The following is a 16,710-nucleotide window of genomic DNA, read 5'->3' as shown; positions in this document are numbered from 1 at the left end:
TGGCCGGTCGACACGGCACAATTGCGAATCCTTTACTGTCCCGCAAGCCATGCCGTTCAATTTCCCGATTTTCCTGACGTGGGTACGGATCGTGCTGATTCCGCTCGTCGTCGGCGTGTTCTACCTGCCGGACACGGTGATGGGCGGCGCGCACCGCAATCTCGCGGCGGCGGCGATCTTCATCCTCGCGGCGCTGACCGACTGGTTCGACGGCTATCTCGCCCGCAAGTGGAACCAGACGTCGTCGTTCGGCGCATTTCTCGATCCGGTGGCGGACAAGCTGATGGTGACGGCCGCGCTGCTGATCCTCGTACAGATTTCGCGGGTCGACGCGGCGATCGCGCTCGTGATCGTCGGCCGCGAAATCGCGATTTCGGCGCTGCGCGAGTGGATGGCGCAGATTGGCGCATCGAAGAGCGTTGCGGTGAACCAGCTCGGCAAGTTCAAGACCGCATGCCAGATGGTCGCGATTCCGATGCTGCTGTTCTACGGGCCGCTGCCGCTCGGCGTCGTGACGATCGACACGCGCGTGTGGGGCGAATGGCTGATGTATCTCGCCGCGGTGCTGACGATCTGGTCGATGCTGTACTACATGAAGCTCGCGTGGCCGCAAATTCGCGAGCGCGGCGGCGCGTGAGCCGCGCCGCGTAGCCGGCAGAGCAGGTTTTTTGGAAAAAGGGCTCGAAAAGCCCTTGACACACGAAAGTGCCTTCGACATAATCTCGCTTCTCCGCTGCACGACGAAGTAAGCGTGTGACGGGGACGCAGTAGCGTAGCAATACGCGGGAGTAGCTCAGTTGGTAGAGCGCAACCTTGCCAAGGTTGAGGTCGCGAGTTCGAGACTCGTCTCCCGCTCCAGATTTTTTCTGGCAGCGCGTTGTACGGCAAAGCGCTGCAGATGCAGGACACATGCGGGAGTAGCTCAGTTGGTAGAGCGCAACCTTGCCAAGGTTGAGGTCGCGAGTTCGAGACTCGTCTCCCGCTCCAGATTTTTCTGGCAGCGTGTTGTACGGCGAAGCGCTGCAGGTGCAGGACAATGCGGGAGTAGCTCAGTTGGTAGAGCGCAACCTTGCCAAGGTTGAGGTCGCGAGTTCGAGACTCGTCTCCCGCTCCAAGTCATGGGGAAGCCACGCTTCCCTTTTTATTTGATGGACCTGTGGTCCTCGAATAAAAATCTGTCGCTTGCCTCACGGCATCCGGACAGTCCGCTTTTGGCGCGATAGCAAAGCGGTTATGCAGCGGCCTGCAAAGCCGTTTAGGCCGGTTCGACTCCGGCTCGCGCCTCCAGGTAGGAAAAGAAAAAGCCCCGCTTCGGCGGGGCTTTTTCTTTTTGTGCGCCGATCACGTCCGAGTCGGCCCGTCGGCCGCATGGCGCCCGGCTCTCGGCAGCGCATGGCGACACCAGGTCATCACGACCCGCTCGAACGTGGGAATACATTATTCGACGTTCGAAGCTTCTTCCAAAGCCGCTTTTCCTGACGTTCCAAGCCGAAGAGGGGCAGATGCGCACGTTGTTCGCCTGAGCAGCGAGTCGACCACGCCGTGACGAACAGAAAACCTGCGGAGGAGCGGATCGCCGAAGCCTCGTCAATCCTCTACCGCGCCGCCGATTATTCGCTGGCACCGCGCGTCAGTCGCGCAAATCTCGCGAGGCATAAAAATAAATGGTGAGGCACTTTGTTTCACATAGATCTGTTCGCGTTATGAAATGCGTTTCAAGTTGCGACAAACCAAACATCTTGCGGCTGTCGAATCCGTCTTTGCTGTCCTAAGATCCAGTATCAACATTCACAAAAGTCGTTTTCCATCGTTATTGACAGGTATTCGGTAATCATCAATCGATTTGTTTACTCGTCAGTGGAGCCCGTAATGCCGGCAAACAATCTCAAAGTCCGTCCGCTGGTCGGCGGCATCAAAATTGTGACCGAGAGCAAGATTGGCACTTTAGGCCTGGTTGTGACATATGAAGGCGACCTGTGCTTTGTGACGGCGGGCCATGTATTTGGAAAAAAGGATCAAAAGGTGGGACAGCCGGACGACGCAAATCAGGCGGGCGTTCTGCGCGACAACTTCCTCGAGGACAAGCAGGATATCGCTATCGTGAACGTATTGTCTGGCGTCGATGCAACGCCCAATGAGATATGGACGGACAGCGGTAAAAAGAAGGTGGAGTTCGGTTCAAACGTTCGCCCCATAAAAGACCAGCGTTTGTGGTTGCAGGGGGCATTCTCCGGTCTCGTGAATTGCTCGGTTGCAGAGCCGGATGTGGATATCACGGTGCCGGATACTAACGACAGAGTTGAGCACGTCGTCCTGCTCAATCTGGACGGAGATGCTCAGACGCAACCGGGCGACAGCGGCGCCCCCGTGGTGGGAAAAGGAAAGGACAAAGATGTCTGTTACGGTGTGTACGGAGGGCGAGTCGTGGTCAACAAAAAAACGTATGGATGGTTCACGCCGTTCGAGAACTTGAATTGGGATTAGTCCGGCAGGCGGCGCATGAAGCGAGATTCTCGAACGGGATTCGGCAATGCAATATTGAGATTTCCGCTCAACCATCCACCGGCTGCGCCGGCGTTTCGAGCGTCAACTGATAGAACGCCGCGTCGAGCCACCGGCCGAACTTGAATCCTGCCTGCGTGATTGTGCCCGAGTACACGAATCCGAGCTTCGTATGCAGTGCGATGCTTCCCGCATTGGTCGCATCGATACAGCCGACCACCACGTGCACCTGCGCTTCCCGCGCGCGCCGGACCACTTCGCGCAGCAGCACCTCGCCAAGCCCGCGGCCGCGCTGGTCGCGATGCACGTACACGCTGTGTTCGACCGTGTACTTGAACGCGGGAAACGCACGGAACGTGCCCCAGCTCGCAAAGCCGAGCAGCGTGCCCGCCGCGTCGACCGCGCCGATGACCGGGAAGCCGCCCGCGCGCTTCGCCGCGAACCACGCGACCATCGCTTCCGGCGGACGCGGCTTGTAGTCGTACAGCGCGGTCGAGTTCGCGATCGCGTCGTTCAGGATTTCCAGGATGGCCGGCGCATGCTCGGCCTCGCTGCAATCGATCAGGCGCACGTCGTCGAGCGGGTTCGGGGCATTCATGCGGGCTCCTTCCAGTGGGTAGTCAATCGGTCGCGCGCACGGCTGCTGCGACGACGCGTTCATCAAGGGTTCCGCACGCCGGCGGCGGACGCATCGCAGATCACGACGACATAGTGCGCGGCATGAGAGGACGGGTTGCTGAAAATCAGCGGCTGGTCGAGCCGCATCGCCAGACAGTCGCCTTCGTGAAGTTCGTGGAGCGTATCGCCGTACGTGACGTCGACGCGGCCGCTGACGACCCAAACCTGCTGATGCAGCGCGTTTTCGCGTCCGCCGCTGTCGTACGCGACACGCGCACCGGGCGGGAAATCCACTTCCACGAGCTGAATCGGCGACGGCCACCCGGCAGGCGACAGGTTGCGCCGCACATAGCCGGATGCCGGATCGCGCCATTCGGCCTGCTGCGCGCGGCGTGCCAGCGGCTGCGCGGGCGTGTCGTCCCGGTCGCCGCCGAACAGTCCGGCCAGCGACACGCCGAGCCCGGCCGCGAGCTTGTCGAGCACGACGGCCGTCGGGCTGGCCGACGCGCGTTCGATGAGCGAGATCATCGAACGGCTGACGCCCGAGCGCGCGGCCAGCGCGTCGAGCGTGTAGCCTCGAACGGCGCGCAGGTCGCGCACGCGTCGGGCGATGCGTTCGTTGATGCCGGTGTCGTCGGCCGTGGCGACTGCTGATTCTTTCATGATGGAGATATTTTCCAGCAAACTGGAATTCGATGTCAACGACAGGGATCGCCGCCGGCCGATAGCTCGGCGAAGTCCGGACGGCTTGCCCGACGGGCGCGCGCGGCGTAATATACGAATCGACTACGTTTCGTTTAATTGGGGATATATGGGCATCATCAAGATTTCCGAGCACATGCACGAGCGGCTGCGCTCGACCAGCACGGCGCTGAGCCGCTCGATCAACGCGCAGGCCGAACACTGGCTGCGCGTCGGCATGCTGGCGGAACTCAATCCGGCGCTGTCGTACGGCGACATCTGCCGGATGCTGATCGAGGCCGAAGCGCGGGGCGGCGACGCGGGGCCGGCGGAACCGGTCGAACACGGCATCGAGCAGGTGGCGTAATGGCGAAGCGAGACATCCCGATCCGCGGCGCCGCGGAAATCGCCAAGTCGCGCGAAGCCGCGAAGCTCGCTTCGCAGGTGCTGACGATGATCACCGAGCACGTGAAGCCGGGCGTCTCCACCGACGAACTGGACGCACGCTGCCGCGAATACATCGTCGACGTGCTCGGCGCGATTCCCGCGAACATCGGCTACCACGGCTATCCGAAAACGCTGTGCACGTCGGTCAACCACGTGGTGTGTCACGGCATTCCGACGTCGCGGCCGCTGCGTGACGGCGACATCGTGAACCTCGACATCGCGGTGCTCAAGGACGGCTGGTTCGGCGATACGAGCCGCATGTATTTCGTCGGCGAGCCGAACGAGCTCGCACGGCGGCTCGTCGCGACGACCTATGAGGCGATGCACGCGGGCATCCGCGCGGTGCGGCCGGGCGCAACGCTCGGCGACGTCGGCTACGCGATCCAGCAGGTCGCGCATCGCGAAGGATTCAGCGTGGTGCGCGAGTATTGCGGGCACGGCATCGGCGATGTCTATCACGACGAGCCGCAGGTGCTGCACTACGGCCGCCCGGGCACCGGCGTGCCGCTGCGGCCGGGGATGATCTTCACGATCGAGCCGATGCTCAACGCGGGCAAGCGCGACACGCGCATGCTGGCGGACGGCTGGACGGTCGTCACGAAGGACCATTCGCTGTCGGCGCAATGGGAGCACATGGTCGTGGTGACGGAAACGGGCTTCGAGGTGCTGACCGAGGACGCGAAGCCGCAGGCGTTTGCGGCGTTGTCCGGCACGCACGCCGCCTGATACCGGCCGTGCGCCGCGAAGGGCGGGGCGGCGGCACAGTGAAACGAGCCTCTTTGCGGGGCCCGTTTCGTTTTCGTTCGCGGTCGTGAGGCGCGATTCACATGCGAACGCGGCGACCGGTTGCCCGATGGATGGGCGTGGCCTGGCCGCCGTTTAACCGCGCGTCTTCTGCCATGCGTGTTCGATGAACACGCGGCACAGCGCTTCCATCCCCTCGCGATCTGCCTCGTCGAAGCGCGCGGCGACCGGACTATCGACGTCCCACACGCCGATCAGCGTGCCGTCGGCGGCCACCAGCGGCACGACGATTTCCGATTCCGATGCCGCGTCGCACGCGATATGGCCGGGGAAATCATGCACGTCGCGCACGACCTGCGTCTCGCGCGTCTGCGCGGCCGTACCGCACACGCCCTTGCCGAGCGCGATCCGCACGCAGGCGGGCTTGCCCTGGAACGGCCCGACCACGAGTTCGGTGCCGTCGAAGAAGTAGAAGCCGGCCCAGTTGAGACGGTCGAGCGAGTGGTACACCAATGCGGCGAAGTTGGCCGCGTTCGCGGTCAGGTCGCGTTCGGACTCGACGAGCGCGCGCGCCTGCTCGACGAGCGTCGCGTATTGATCGGCCTTGGAGGCGGTGGGGTCGTTGGACAGCGTGAACATGGCGGGAATGCGATCAGGGTTGGGGAATGCGCAATGCGCGTACCGCAGTTTACGGCACGCACGCGCGGTTTGCAGCGCCCGGACACGCGCGGTCATGCACGGTCATGCACGAAGCGGCACGCTCAATCGGGTTCGAGTTCGGCGAACCGCTCCGCCAGAAAATCGAGCAGCGCGCGCACTGCGGGCAGCAGCCCGCGACGGGACGCGAACACCGCGTGCACGATCTCGCGTCGCGGCGCCCAGTCGGGCAGCACGATCGCCAGTTCGCCGCGCGCCACTTCGTCGCGCACCATCATCGTCGGTAACTGCACGATGCCGACGCCCGCGATCGCCGCCGCACGCAACGCGAGCATGCCGCCCGTCACGAAGCGCGGCTGGTGATGGATTTCCGCATGCGCGCCGTCGGGCCCGCGCAGTCGCCACACGTGCGCGGACTGCGGGGCGCCGTGATCGAGGCTCGGCAGGCGCGCGAGATCGGCGGGCACGGCCGGCGCGCCCTGCTCGCGCAGCAGCGCGGGGCTCGCGACGAGGCACTGGCCGCGCTCGGCCAGCACGCGCAGCGCGAGATCGCTGTCCTCGAGCGGCGGCGGGCGCACGCGGATCGCGACGTCGATCCCTTCGCCGACCACGTCGACGCGCCGGTTGGTCGCTTCCAGATGGATTTCGACGCGCGGACACGCGGCCATGAAGCCGGCGATCATCGTGCCGACCAGCGAATCGAGCAGCACGATCGGGCAACTGACGCGCACGATGCCGCGCGGCTCCTCGTGCAGCAGCGCGATCGCCTCGTCGGCCGCATCGGCTTCGACGAGCATCGCGCGGCAATGCGCGTAATAGGTCTGGCCGACGTCGGTAACCGTGAAGCGGCGCGTCGAGCGCTGGATCAGCCGCATCCCGAGCCGCGCCTCGAGCAGCGCGATGCGGCGGCTCAGCTTCGATTTCGGCATGTCCAGCGCGCGCCCGGCCGGTGCGAAGCCGCCGTGTTCGACGACCTGCACGAAGTAGTAGAGATCGTTCAGATCCCGCGCTTTATCGTTCATGAAATGGAACGCTGAGTGCGATTTCGGCAGTCTACCGGATCGATCGTTCCATCTCTATATTGTGACTCATGGATGCGAAACACGTGTTTCGCCGCAATTCGGAGAAGGCAATGAAGAAGATCCAGGGTGTGTACAGTGCGCCGCGCGGCCATTGGGTCGGCGACGGTTTCCCGGTGCGTTCGATGTTCAGCTACCAGTCCCACGGCGCGCACCTGAGCCCGTTCCTGCTGCTCGATTATGCGGGCCCGGCCACGTTCGAGCCGGGCTCGGTCTCAGCGCCGCGCGGGGTCGGCCAGCATCCGCACCGCGGGTTCGAGACGGTGACGATCGTCTATGACGGCGAGGTCGCGCACCGCGACTCGACCGGCGCGGGCGGTGTGATCGGCCCGGGCGACGTGCAGTGGATGACGGCCGCGAGCGGGATCCTGCATGAAGAATTCCACTCGGAAGGGTTCACGAAGCGTGGCGGCCCGCTCGAGATGGTGCAGCTGTGGGTGAACCTGCCCGCCGCGGACAAGATGGGGGCGCCCGGCTACCAGACGCTGCTGAACGCCGACATCCCGGTGGTCGAGCTGCCGGACGGCGCGGGGCGTGCGCGGATCATCGCTGGTGAGCTCGACGGGCGGCGCGGCCCGGCCCGCACGCATACGCCGATCGACGTGTGGGACGTGCGGCTCGTGGCCGGCGGCCATGCGCGGTTCCCGGTCGCCGAAGGGCGCACGCTCGCGGTGGTCGTGCTGGGCGGCACCGTGCTGGTGAACGGCGAGACGGTCGCCCGCGAAGCGCAGTTCGTGCAGCTCGGCCGCGACGGCAGCGACGTCGAGATCGAAGCGAACGGCGACGCGAAGCTGCTGATCCTGAGCGGCGAACCGATCGACGAGCCCGTCGTCGGTTACGGGCCGTTCGTGATGAACTCGCAAGCGGAGATCCGTACCGCGATCGAGGACTTCAACAGCGGCCACTTCGGCCAGATGCCGGCATGACGGACAGGCCCCGCGTAATGCGGGGCCTTTTTTTCGCGGCGGGGGCGGCGGTCGCGCGGCGACGGCGCTTCGAGGCATAATCGACGATTGCCGCGCGCCGGTCGGCGCGCCCGAATCAGGACCGCACATGAACGCATCCGCACCCGCCGCATCCCCGAGCGCCGCCGATCTCGACTGGCGCTGGAAATCCTTCGACGTGCTGACGGCGCGCGAAGTCTATTCGATCCTCGAGGCACGCAGCGCCGTGTTCGTCGTCGAGCAGAACTGCGTGTATCGCGACATCGACGACGCGGACCAGACCGCGTGGCACCTGGCCGCCTTCGATCCGGCCGGCCGCGTGGCCGGCTATCTGCGCGTGCTGCTGCCCGACGCGCAGCACACCGACGTCCGTATCGGCCGCGTGCTGACGACCGCCGCGTTTCGCGGCGCGGGCCTCGGCAACGGGCTGCTGTCGCGCGCGCTCGAGCATATCCGCGCGCAGTGGCCGGATACGCCGGTGAGCCTGCACGCGCAGGCCCACTTGCAGCGTTTCTACGGCGCATTCGGCTTCGCGCCGAGTTCGGACGTGCACGACGAGGACGGCATCCCGCACGTGTGGATGAGCCGCGCACGCGCGTAATGCGCGCCGCGCCGCGCGGCGGTTAGTGCGCGGCGCGTGCGACCGGCTGCCGGTCCGCGCGCGCGGACCGTTCATCGATCAGGCGCCCGCGCGCGGACAGCCGCAGCCAGTGGCGCAGCGCGATCAGCGCGCCGATCACGCTCATCATCGAGCCGGGAATCCACAGCAGCAGGCCGCCGATCTGCTGATCGCGCAGCGGGCTCAGCCACGTGAACGCGCGGCCGCAGATCGAATAGATCGGATACAGCTCGTGCGGCGTGAAGAAGATCAGCGCGCCGAGCGCGATCTGCGGCGGGATCGCCGCGACGACGATCAGGATCCGGCGCCCCGGCGACAGCCGCGCGGGCGGCGCGGGACGCGGATCGACGACGAGCCACCAGAACAGCAGCCCGTCGATCACCATGCTCCAGTTCATCACGCGATAAAGCCGCCAGTCGAGCATCGCGATGAAGTGGATCGGCGACAGCAGCCAGAAATAGATCAGCCCGACGAACAGCACGACCGCGACGACGGGATGGAACACCACGTCGAGCGTCGCGCGCACGGGCGCCCACGCGAGGGCGGGGCGCACGAAGCGCTGCCGCCAGCGAAACGGGATGCCCGCGCGAATCGCCGCGCCCGGATACGACAGCGCGATGAAGAACGGCCCGAGGTGGTGCAGCACGAGATGCTGCGCACGATGCATGAAGAATTCGTGCTCGAAGAAATAGTCGAGCCGCGTATGCAGTGCGATGTAGAGCGCCGTCAGCCCGAACCAGAACGAGAACTGCCGCAGCGGCGACACCTTCGCCTTCTTCACGCCGCGCGCGAACAGCACGGCGGCGGTCAGCACCGCGATCACCACGGTGGGCGACGGCTCCCACGGATCGAGCCAGTACAGGAGGTTCATCGCGCGCGCATCACTTCGCCTGGGCCGGCGATTTCACGGCGAACGGTGCATCGACCGTTTCGCCGTCGGAGAATTTCAGGCGCAGGTGCACGGTGTCGCCCGGCTTGATCGCGTGCTTCGGCTCCTCGAGCATGAAGTGGTAGCCGCCCGGCGCGATGTCGACCTTGCCGCGCGCGGGAATCGTCAGCTTGTCGACCATCTCCATCTTCTGCGTCGAGCCGTTCGACACGGTCTGGTGCAGCATCGCCATCCCGTAGTCGGGGCTGTCGACGTCGACGAGATCGACCGGCTTGTCGCTCGCGTTCACGAGCGTCACGTAGCCGCCGGCGGGCAGCTTGTTCGGCAGCCAGCGTACCCACGCGTTCTGCGCGGTGATCGCGCCGGCCGCATACGCGTGAGCGCTGGCGCACAGCGTGGCGAGGAGGGCGAGCGTCTTGAGAGTCGTTTTCGTTTTCATGTCGGGATGCATTCAGGCAGGGGAGGCGGTGTCGATGATCCGGCGCACATCGGCGGCGATGGCGTCGGGCGAATCGCGGTCGGTCGCGAGCAGGCGTGCGCGGCCGGTGGCGTCGAAGATGTAGACGGCCGAGCTGTGCGTGACTTCGTAGCCGCCGGACGGATCGCGTTTTTCCATCTGATACGCGACGCGATAGCGTTTCGCGAGCGATTCGATCTGGCGGTCGGTGCCGGTCAGGCCGCGCGCGTGCGCGGCGTCGAACGCGGCGACATAGGACTGCATCGCCTGCGGCGTATCGCGCGCGGGATCGACCGATACGAACAGGATGCGCACGTCATCGGCCTTCGGGCCGAGCCGGGCGAGCACTTCCATCAGCCGCGCCAGCGTTTCGGGGCAGACGTCGGGGCAGTGCGTGTAGCCGAAGTAGACGAGCGCGACGCGGCCGTGGAACGCATCGGCGTCGACCGGACGGCCGTCGCCGCCCGTCAGCGTGAACGACAGGTCGGGCAGGTGGCCGGTGACGTTGGTCAGGTTCCAGCGCGGCTCGTCGTGCGTGCACGCGGCGAGCGCCACGGCGGCGGCGAGGGCCGCGGCCGTGCGGATGAGGCGGGAGAAGCGCCGGTGCGGCGCGGGACGGGCAGACATCATCTCAGGGACTGTTTCCATATGGAACGCGCATGCGTTGCCACGAGAACGGCCGCTCGCGAGGCGCGTGACGCCGCGAATACTGACGTATTCGCAAGGAGCGCAACGCGGCGAGCGGCCGTTCTCGTGGCAACCCCAAATTAAAAAATTCATGTCACGGGAATGCCCGAAATCGCCCGTATGGCGGCGTCGCTCGTCACTTGTTTGGCCCGGCCAAACGGCGCTCCTTACTCCTTGCCCTACGAGCGATTTCGGGCATTCGCATGTGCGTTCCATATGGAAACAGTCCCTGGGGCTCGATCGGACGAAAGGGCAGCCGGCCGGCGCGATGCCATGCGTCGCGCGGCAGGCGGTTGCGACTGTAGCGCAATTCGCGCGCCCGCGTCCTTTCGAAAGCCGTACGGGGCGGGCGAGCGGGGCAATATGTCGCAGTTGACGCCACGGGCTGCACGCGGCCGGCGCTGCGCCGGTTTCGCCCATCTGGACGCGCAGGCGCGGTAAGATGCGCACAATTCCATTCGCGCAGCGGCGGCCCGGTTTGTGCCGGCCGGCCCTCAGACTATCGAATCGATGCAATCCGTTCCGGCTTCCCTGTCCCTGACCGATACCGCGTTCTTCTTCGACTTCGACGGCACGCTCGTCGAGCTGGCGCCGACGCCCGACAGCATTCATGTTCCGTCGTCGCTGCCGACGCTGCTCGGCGAGCTGCAGCGCCGCTCGCACGGCGCGGTCGCGGTCGTGTCCGGGCGCGGCATCGACAGTATCGACTCGTTCCTGAAGATTCCCGGCCTGCCGATCGCCGGCCTGCACGGCGCGGAGCGCCGCGATGCGAACGGCGACACGCAGCGCATCGGCTTCAACGACGAGCGCCTGCTGCGCATCGAGCGCGAGCTGGCGGCCGTCGTCGACCGTCATCCGGGCATGCTGCTCGAAATCAAGGGCGCGGCCGTCGCGCTGCACTACCGCAACGCGCCCGAGCGCGAGGCGGCCGCGCGCGCCGCCACCGAGCGCCTCGTCGCCGACTATCCCGATGCGTACGTGCTGCAGCCCGGCAAGATGGTGTTCGAGATCAAGCCGAAGGGCGTCGACAAGGGGCGCGCGCTGGCCGCGTTCCTCGACGAGCCGCCGTTCGCGGGCCGCATGCCGCTGTTCGCGGGCGACGACCTGACCGACGAGAAGGGCTTCGCGGTGGTCAATGCGCGCGGCGGCCTGTCGATCAAGATCGGCGCGGGCGAGACGTCCGCGCGGATGCGTCTCGATTCGGTCGACGCGCTGCACGAGCAGATCGCCGGCTGGCTCGGTGCGGAGCAGCCGCACGCATGAGTCGCCTCATCATCGTTTCAAACCGCGTCGCGCCGATTTCGGAAGGCGAACCGGCGGCGGGCGGCCTCGCGATCGGCGTCTATGACGCACTGAAGGAAACGGGCGGCATGTGGTTCGGCTGGAGCGGCGAAGTCGTCGCGTCCGGCGCGCCGCAGATCCGCGTCGAGGAGCACGGGCCGGTCACGTTCGCGACCATCGGGCTGTCGAGGCGCGACTACGACCAGTATTACCGCGGCTTCTCGAACGCGACGCTGTGGCCCGCGTTTCACTATCGTACCGACCTGATCCAGTACGACCGTCACGAGTTCGAAGGCTACAGCCGCGTGAACGTGTGGCTCGCCCGGCAGCTCGTGCCGCTGCTGCAGGACGACGACGTGATCTGGGTGCACGACTATCACCTGATCCCGTTCGCACGCGCGCTGCGCGCGGCCGGCGTGAAGAACCGCATCGGCTTCTTCCTGCACATCCCGTTTCCCGCCGCGCAGGTGCTCGTCAACGTGCCGCCGCACCGAGATCTCGTCGAATCGCTCTGTGCGTTCGACCTGCTCGGCTTCCAGACCGAACCCGACCTGCGCGCGTTCTGCGACTACGTCGAATCCGAAGCGGACGGCGCGATCGAGCGCGACGGCCATCTGGCGACGGTGCGCGCATTCGGCCGGACGCTGCGCGCGGCCGCGTATCCGATCGGCGTGCATCCGGACGAAATCGCGTCGCTCGCGCAGGCCGGCGAGCACGGCAAGGCGGTGCGCACGCTCGCCACGTCGCTGCGCGGCCGCAAGCTGATCATGAGCGTCGACCGGCTCGATTACTCGAAGGGGCTCGTCGAACGCTTTCGCGCGTTCGAGAAGCTGCTCGAGCACGAGCCGTCGCATCGCAATCGCGTGTCGTTCCTGCAGATCGCGCCGTCGACCCGCGCGGAGCTGCGCGCTTACCAGGACATCCGGCTGCAGCTCGAAGGGGAGTCGGGGCGCATCAACGGACGCTTCGCGGAGCTCGACTGGGCGCCGATTCTGTATATCCATCGCCAGTACGATCGCCAACTGCTCGCCGCGCTGTACCGGCTTGCGCGGGTCGGCTACGTGACGCCGCTGCGCGACGGGATGAACCTCGTCGCGAAGGAGTACGTGTCCGCGCAGAATCCGGACGATCCGGGCGTGCTCGTGCTGTCGCGTTTCGCGGGCGCCGCACGCGAGCTGACGGGCGCGCTGATCGTCAATCCGATCGATATCGACGGGATGGCCGATGCGCTGTCGCAGGCGCTCACGATGCCGCTCGCCGAGCGGCGCGCGCGTTACACGGACATGATCGCGCAGCTGCGCGAGAACAACGTGTCGGTGTGGCGCGACAACTTCCTGCGCGATCTGCAGCACGCATAGCCGGCGGTTTCCCGTGCGATGAAAAAAAGCCGCGGTGCGTGAAGCACCGCGGCTTTTTTGTCGGCGACGGGCCGGTGCGTCAGGCCACGCGTTCGCCGGTCGGCGTGCCGCCGTCGGCGGCCGGATGATGACGGCCGTGCTGCTTCGCGAGCAGGTCGCGGTACAGGCCGGGGCGGTTGCGCAGCACGTCGGGCGGGCCGTCGTCGATCACCTTGCCGTTGTTCATCACGATGATCCGGTCGAAGTTGCGCAGCGTCGACAGCCGGTGGGCGATCGCGATCACCGTGCGGCCGACCATCAGGCGGTCGAGCGCGCTCTGGATCGCTTCCTCGGACGCGCTGTCGAGCGCCGACGTCGCTTCGTCGAGCAGCAGGATCGGCGCATCCTTCAGGATCGCGCGCGCGATCGCGATGCGCTGGCGCTGGCCGCCCGACAGCTTCACGCCGCGGTCGCCGACGATCGTGTCATAGCCTTCCGGCATCGCTTCGATGAACTCGGCGCAGCGGGCGTCGCGCGCGGCGGCGAGCACTTCGTCGCGCGTCGCATCGGGGCGGCCGTACGCGATGTTGTCGTAGATCGTCCGGTGCAGCAGCGAGATGTCCTGTGGCACGAGCGCGATCGCCTGGCGCAGGCTGTCCTGCGTGATCGTCTTCACGTCCTGGCCGTCGACCTGCACGGCGCCATCCTGCGTGTCGTAGAAGCGCTGCAGCAGCGCGAGCACGGTCGACTTGCCGGCGCCCGACTTGCCGATCAGGCCGACGCGCTGGCCCGGCTCGATATGGAGGTCGAAGTGGTCGAGGATCGCGCGGCGATGCGGATACGCGAACGTCACGCGTTCGAAGTCGACGCGGCCGCCCTTGGCCGACAGCGGCTGCGCGTCGGAGCGGTCCGGCATCCCGTGCGGTTCGAGCAGCGTCTTGACCGCTTCGGACAGGCGCGCGATGTGCTGCGTGACGTCGACGAGCGCGACCGCGAGATCGCGCGTGCCGTGCAGGATCGTGAAGCCGAGCGAGCTGACGAGCACGATGTCGCCCGACGTCGCGCGGCCCTGGTCCCACAGCCACAGCGCCCAGCCGAGCAGGCCGGCGGACAGCATCGCGGTGATCACTGCGTGCAGCAGGCGCAGCTTCTCGAGATAGAGCAGGCTCTGCTGGCGCGCATCCATCTCGGCCTTGACCGTCGCGCCGAAGCGCTTCTGTTCGCGCAGCGTCATCCCGAACGCGCGCACGAGGCCCATGTTGCCGATCACGTCGACGAGCTCGCCGTCGACCGCCGCGGCCTTCGCCGCGAACGCGTGGTGGCGCGCGGAGCCGCGGCCGGCCAGCTTGAACAGCACGACGGACAGCACCGCGGAGCAGCCGAGCAGGCCGGCCGCCATCATCGGATTGACGACGATGATCATCAGGATCGCGCCCACCACCGCGATGCACGGCGGCAGCACGTTCCACGCCATCGTGTTCTCCGACGTGTAGACGGCGTTCGACGTGGCCGTGATGCGGCTCGCGAGCGTGCCGGGCTGCTTCTCCGCGTAGTAGGTGGGTGAATGGCCGATCAGGTACTGGAACAGGTCGCGCCGCAGGTCGCCGGTGACCGCGACGAACGTGTGCGCGGCGAACCAGCCGCCGACGCGCCACAGCAGGTTGTCGGCGGCGATCAGCCCGACGAGCAGCGCGAACGCGCTCCACAGCGGGCCGGGATGATGGCGCCCGGTCGCCAGCACGTCGATCAGGTGCTTGATCGCGTACTGCGAGCCGAGCGCGCAGCCGACGGCGGCCAGCACACTGCCGAGCACGACCAGGTGGGCGACGGGGTGAAGGCGGATGTAGCGGAACAGGAACGCGAGCGGCCGGTGCGCGTAGCTCGACAGCTTCGCGTTGTGGGCGTTGCGCTGGGCAGGGGTGAGATATTCCAAAATATGCGTGCGGTGATTCGGTGATTGAGCGTGGCGGCTGGGTCGCATGCCGACGTTCGCCCGGACTGAATAATCCGGCATTGTAAACAAGGCCGTGCGCTGCGCTGCGCGAATCTTGACTGGGTCAGCGGCCCGCGATCGATTTTGAGATAAAATCCGGCATCCCGTCCTGCCTCATGTGCCGGAATCACGCTGCCGGCAGCCACGGGGGCGAGGAATGCCAAAAGGGCCTTCCACTCTAGAACGGACACCCAAGTCCGCGGGTTGCAAAGTGTTGCACCTTTGTAACAAAGTAAAGTGTTTGAAATGTTGTGCGCCGTATCGGGATTAACCCTAGATAATCGGCTCCGGGTTCGATTCCAGGTTTTTTACGAACCCCTGTCAACGGGTCTTCGTTTCAAACGTTCTATGCCTGTCGCGTCGCCGACGCTCCTTGAGCAGCGCGGGTTCGACGCCCCCGGCAGGCTGATTCGTCCGACGTTCGGGCGACATGCATCCAGCCCGGACCGCCGGCAGGTTGCCGACCCATACCTGGTTTTTAGCCGATTTTTTAGGAGTTACGCATGCGAATCGCCCAAATCGCTCCGTTGCACGAAGCGGTGCCCCCGAAACTGTACGGTGGTACCGAGCGAGTGGTGTCCTACCTCACCGAAGCGCTTGTCGAGATGGGGCACGACGTCACGCTCTTCGCGAGCGGCGATTCGCAGACTTCCGCGAAGCTCGAAGCGTGCTGGCCGCAGGCGCTGCGCCTCGATCCGACGATCCGCGACGTGATGGCCCCGCACATGCTGCTGCTTGAGCAGGTGCGCCGCCGCGCGGAAGAGTTCGACGTCCTGCACTGCCACATCGACTACTACCCGTTCTCGCTGTTCTCGCGCCAGCCGGTTCCGCATCTGACGACGATGCACGGCCGTCTCGACCTGCCGGAGCTGCAGCCGATCTTCAACGCATTCAGCGACGTGCCGGTCGTGTCGATCTCCGACAACCAGCGCATCCCGCTGCCGCAGGCGAACTGGCTGTCGACCGTGTACCACGGCCTGCCGGAAAACCTGCTGACGCCGATCCCGAACGTGAAGCCGAGCTACCTCGCGTTCCTCGGCCGCATCTCGCCGGAGAAGCGCGTCGACACGGCGATCCGCATCGCCGAGCAGGCCGGCCTGCCGATCAAGATCGCCGCGAAGCTCGACAAGGCCGACCGCGCGTATTACGAAGAGAAGATCAAGCCGCTGTTCGCGCTGCCGCACGTCGAGTACATCGGTGAAATCAGCGAGTCCGAAAAGACCGAATTCCTCGGCAACGCGCACGCGCTGCTGTTCCCGATCGACTGGCCGGAGCCCTTCGGCCTGGTGATGATCGAGGCGATGGCCTGCGGTACGCCGGTGATCGCGTTCAAGCGCGGCTCGGTGCCGGAAGTGATCGACAACGGCGTGTCGGGTTTCGTCGTCGAAGACGAACTGTCGGCCGTCGCCGCGCTCAAGCGCCTCGATACGCTGCCGCGCGAGAAGGTCCGCGCTGCGTTCGAAGCACGCTTCTCGTCGAAGGTGATGGCGCAGAACTACGTGAAGGGCTACGAGGAACTGCTGCGCCAGAAGCGCCGCACGGTGCTCCGCGAAGTCAACGCAAGCTGATTGCGGGCCGCCGCCGCGCTGCGGCGGGCGGCTTGTCATCGACGCCCCGTCCGGGTTCCCGGCGGGGCGTTGTCACATCCGCGGCGCGGATCTGTTGTATTCTCGCCGCGCCCGACGCCGCGAACGGCCCCCGAAGCGGCCCGACAGGGCATCCGTCCGTCTGTCCAGACGGTAATGTCCCTATAATGGCCGTGCCGTGAAATCCGG

At 66.1% G+C, this 16,710-nt stretch carries 17 protein-coding genes and 4 tRNA genes; 13 read left to right on the top strand and 8 right to left on the bottom strand.

Annotated features, from left to right (window positions below; translation table 11 throughout):
• The first annotated feature begins 49 nt into the window (after positions 1-49).
• The 6 genes from pgsA to HWX08_RS32015 all read left to right on the top strand — a co-directional run bounded on the left by pgsA (position 50) and on the right by HWX08_RS32015 (position 2,484).
• Positions 50-637: a CDP-diacylglycerol--glycerol-3-phosphate 3-phosphatidyltransferase gene (gene pgsA, locus HWX08_RS32040; RefSeq protein WP_034186518.1), complete on the top strand. Its 588-nt coding sequence runs from the start codon at positions 50-52 to the stop codon at positions 635-637.
• 145 nt (positions 638-782) lie between these two features.
• Positions 783-858: transfer RNA gene (locus HWX08_RS32035), tRNA-Gly, on the top strand.
• A 53-nt stretch (positions 859-911) separates the two neighbouring features.
• A tRNA-Gly gene (locus tag HWX08_RS32030) sits at positions 912-987 on the top strand.
• Positions 988-1,038: 51 nt separating this feature from the next.
• A tRNA-Gly gene (locus HWX08_RS32025) sits at positions 1,039-1,114 on the top strand.
• A gap of 99 nt (positions 1,115-1,213) precedes the next feature.
• Positions 1,214-1,287: transfer RNA gene (locus HWX08_RS32020), tRNA-Cys, on the top strand.
• Between the two features lie 582 nt (positions 1,288-1,869).
• On the top strand, positions 1,870-2,484 hold the full coding sequence (locus tag HWX08_RS32015) for a chymotrypsin family serine protease (protein ID WP_069256163.1): 615 nt from the start codon (positions 1,870-1,872) through the stop codon (positions 2,482-2,484).
• 67 nt (positions 2,485-2,551) lie between these two features.
• Here HWX08_RS32015 and HWX08_RS32010 read toward each other — a convergent pair whose 3' ends face one another.
• Entirely contained in the window at positions 2,552-3,100 is a 549-nt protein-coding gene (locus HWX08_RS32010; protein ID WP_174922055.1) for a GNAT family N-acetyltransferase, read from the bottom strand.
• Positions 3,101-3,162: 62 nt separating this feature from the next.
• Complete coding sequence (locus tag HWX08_RS32005) at positions 3,163-3,783, bottom strand: helix-turn-helix domain-containing protein (RefSeq protein WP_174922054.1); 621 nt, start codon at positions 3,781-3,783, stop codon at positions 3,163-3,165.
• Between the two features lie 148 nt (positions 3,784-3,931).
• Between HWX08_RS32005 and HWX08_RS32000 the strand changes: the two genes are divergently transcribed.
• Both HWX08_RS32000 and map read left to right on the top strand, forming a co-directional pair.
• The gene (locus tag HWX08_RS32000; protein WP_021163089.1) at positions 3,932-4,168 is read left to right on the top strand and encodes a ParD-like family protein; all 237 of its coding nucleotides are present in this window, start codon (positions 3,932-3,934) and stop codon (positions 4,166-4,168) included.
• Entirely contained in the window at positions 4,168-4,974 is an 807-nt protein-coding gene (gene map, locus HWX08_RS31995) for a type I methionyl aminopeptidase (protein ID WP_174922053.1), read from the top strand. Before HWX08_RS32000 ends, map begins: the two co-directional genes overlap by 1 nt.
• A 153-nt stretch (positions 4,975-5,127) precedes the next feature.
• Here the strand turns inward: map and HWX08_RS31990 are convergent, their stop codons facing one another.
• Together HWX08_RS31990 and HWX08_RS31985 are read right to left on the bottom strand one after the other, a co-directional pair.
• Positions 5,128-5,631, bottom strand: coding sequence for a GAF domain-containing protein (locus HWX08_RS31990; protein ID WP_174922052.1), 504 nt, complete (start codon positions 5,629-5,631; stop codon positions 5,128-5,130).
• 122 nt (positions 5,632-5,753) lie between these two features.
• A complete protein-coding gene (locus tag HWX08_RS31985; protein ID WP_069256168.1) occupies positions 5,754-6,671 on the bottom strand; it encodes a LysR family transcriptional regulator in 918 nt (305 codons plus the stop codon).
• 110 nt (positions 6,672-6,781) lie between these two features.
• On the opposite strand from HWX08_RS31985, the gene HWX08_RS31980 reads away from it, so the two are divergent.
• Together HWX08_RS31980 and HWX08_RS31975 are read left to right on the top strand one after the other, a co-directional pair.
• Entirely contained in the window at positions 6,782-7,654 is an 873-nt protein-coding gene (locus HWX08_RS31980; RefSeq protein WP_174922051.1) for a pirin family protein, read from the top strand.
• A gap of 127 nt (positions 7,655-7,781) precedes the next feature.
• Complete coding sequence (locus HWX08_RS31975; protein WP_069256169.1) at positions 7,782-8,273, top strand: GNAT family N-acetyltransferase; 492 nt, start codon at positions 7,782-7,784, stop codon at positions 8,271-8,273.
• 22 nt (positions 8,274-8,295) lie between these two features.
• Here the strand turns inward: HWX08_RS31975 and HWX08_RS31970 are convergent, their stop codons facing one another.
• The 3 genes from HWX08_RS31970 to HWX08_RS31960 are packed head-to-tail and all read right to left on the bottom strand — an operon-like array spanning position 8,296 to position 10,267.
• On the bottom strand, positions 8,296-9,162 hold the full coding sequence (locus tag HWX08_RS31970; protein WP_069256170.1) for a cytochrome c oxidase assembly protein: 867 nt from the start codon (positions 9,160-9,162) through the stop codon (positions 8,296-8,298).
• A 10-nt stretch (positions 9,163-9,172) separates the two neighbouring features.
• Complete coding sequence (locus HWX08_RS31965; RefSeq protein ID WP_174922050.1) at positions 9,173-9,619, bottom strand: copper chaperone PCu(A)C; 447 nt, start codon at positions 9,617-9,619, stop codon at positions 9,173-9,175.
• A gap of 12 nt (positions 9,620-9,631) precedes the next feature.
• The gene (locus HWX08_RS31960) at positions 9,632-10,267 is read right to left on the bottom strand and encodes an SCO family protein (RefSeq protein WP_069256171.1); all 636 of its coding nucleotides are present in this window, start codon (positions 10,265-10,267) and stop codon (positions 9,632-9,634) included.
• A 567-nt stretch (positions 10,268-10,834) separates the two neighbouring features.
• On the opposite strand from HWX08_RS31960, the gene otsB reads away from it, so the two are divergent.
• Together otsB and otsA are read left to right on the top strand one after the other, a co-directional pair.
• Positions 10,835-11,587: a trehalose-phosphatase gene (gene otsB, locus HWX08_RS31955; protein ID WP_069256172.1), complete on the top strand. Its 753-nt coding sequence runs from the start codon at positions 10,835-10,837 to the stop codon at positions 11,585-11,587.
• A complete protein-coding gene (gene otsA, locus HWX08_RS31950) occupies positions 11,584-12,963 on the top strand; it encodes an alpha,alpha-trehalose-phosphate synthase (UDP-forming) (RefSeq protein ID WP_069256173.1) in 1,380 nt (459 codons plus the stop codon). The genes otsB and otsA overlap by 4 nt, the downstream gene beginning before the upstream one ends.
• 79 nt (positions 12,964-13,042) lie before the next feature.
• Here otsA and HWX08_RS31945 read toward each other — a convergent pair whose 3' ends face one another.
• Positions 13,043-14,875, bottom strand: a complete 1,833-nt coding sequence (locus tag HWX08_RS31945) for an ABC transporter ATP-binding protein (RefSeq protein WP_174922049.1) — start codon at positions 14,873-14,875, stop codon at positions 13,043-13,045.
• 563 nt (positions 14,876-15,438) lie between these two features.
• Here HWX08_RS31945 and HWX08_RS31940 point away from each other — a divergent pair.
• The gene (locus HWX08_RS31940) at positions 15,439-16,503 is read left to right on the top strand and encodes a glycosyltransferase family 4 protein (protein ID WP_006476459.1); all 1,065 of its coding nucleotides are present in this window, start codon (positions 15,439-15,441) and stop codon (positions 16,501-16,503) included.
• Positions 16,504-16,710 lie beyond the last annotated feature (207 nt).

Origin of the sequence: Burkholderia metallica (assembly GCF_902832845.1) — a bacterium.
GTDB classification, from domain to species: Bacteria; Pseudomonadota; Gammaproteobacteria; order Burkholderiales; family Burkholderiaceae; genus Burkholderia; species Burkholderia metallica.
This window is presented reverse-complemented; position numbering and strand designations above follow the sequence as displayed.

Excerpts from the sequence above, each read along its gene's own strand:
- HWX08_RS31975 (WP_069256169.1), top strand. The coding sequence starts at position 7,782 with ATGAACGCATCCGCACCCGCCGCATCCCCGAGCGCCGCCGATCTCGAC.
- pgsA (WP_034186518.1), top strand. The coding sequence starts at position 50 with ATGCCGTTCAATTTCCCGATTTTCCTGACGTGGGTACGGATCGTGCTG.
- HWX08_RS31965 (WP_174922050.1), bottom strand. The coding sequence starts at position 9,619 with ATGAAAACGAAAACGACTCTCAAGACGCTCGCCCTCCTCGCCACGCTG.
- HWX08_RS32015 (WP_069256163.1), top strand. The coding sequence starts at position 1,870 with ATGCCGGCAAACAATCTCAAAGTCCGTCCGCTGGTCGGCGGCATCAAA.
- otsA (WP_069256173.1), top strand. The coding sequence starts at position 11,584 with ATGAGTCGCCTCATCATCGTTTCAAACCGCGTCGCGCCGATTTCGGAA.
- HWX08_RS32005 (WP_174922054.1), bottom strand. The coding sequence starts at position 3,783 with ATGAAAGAATCAGCAGTCGCCACGGCCGACGACACCGGCATCAACGAA.
- HWX08_RS31960 (WP_069256171.1), bottom strand. The coding sequence starts at position 10,267 with ATGATGTCTGCCCGTCCCGCGCCGCACCGGCGCTTCTCCCGCCTCATC.
- map (WP_174922053.1), top strand. The coding sequence starts at position 4,168 with ATGGCGAAGCGAGACATCCCGATCCGCGGCGCCGCGGAAATCGCCAAG.
- HWX08_RS32010 (WP_174922055.1), bottom strand. The coding sequence starts at position 3,100 with ATGAATGCCCCGAACCCGCTCGACGACGTGCGCCTGATCGATTGCAGC.
- HWX08_RS31980 (WP_174922051.1), top strand. The coding sequence starts at position 6,782 with ATGAAGAAGATCCAGGGTGTGTACAGTGCGCCGCGCGGCCATTGGGTC.
- HWX08_RS31990 (WP_174922052.1), bottom strand. The coding sequence starts at position 5,631 with ATGTTCACGCTGTCCAACGACCCCACCGCCTCCAAGGCCGATCAATAC.
- HWX08_RS31985 (WP_069256168.1), bottom strand. The coding sequence starts at position 6,671 with ATGAACGATAAAGCGCGGGATCTGAACGATCTCTACTACTTCGTGCAG.
- otsB (WP_069256172.1), top strand. The coding sequence starts at position 10,835 with ATGCAATCCGTTCCGGCTTCCCTGTCCCTGACCGATACCGCGTTCTTC.
- HWX08_RS31940 (WP_006476459.1), top strand. The coding sequence starts at position 15,439 with ATGCGAATCGCCCAAATCGCTCCGTTGCACGAAGCGGTGCCCCCGAAA.
- HWX08_RS31970 (WP_069256170.1), bottom strand. The coding sequence starts at position 9,162 with ATGAACCTCCTGTACTGGCTCGATCCGTGGGAGCCGTCGCCCACCGTG.
- HWX08_RS32000 (WP_021163089.1), top strand. The coding sequence starts at position 3,932 with ATGGGCATCATCAAGATTTCCGAGCACATGCACGAGCGGCTGCGCTCG.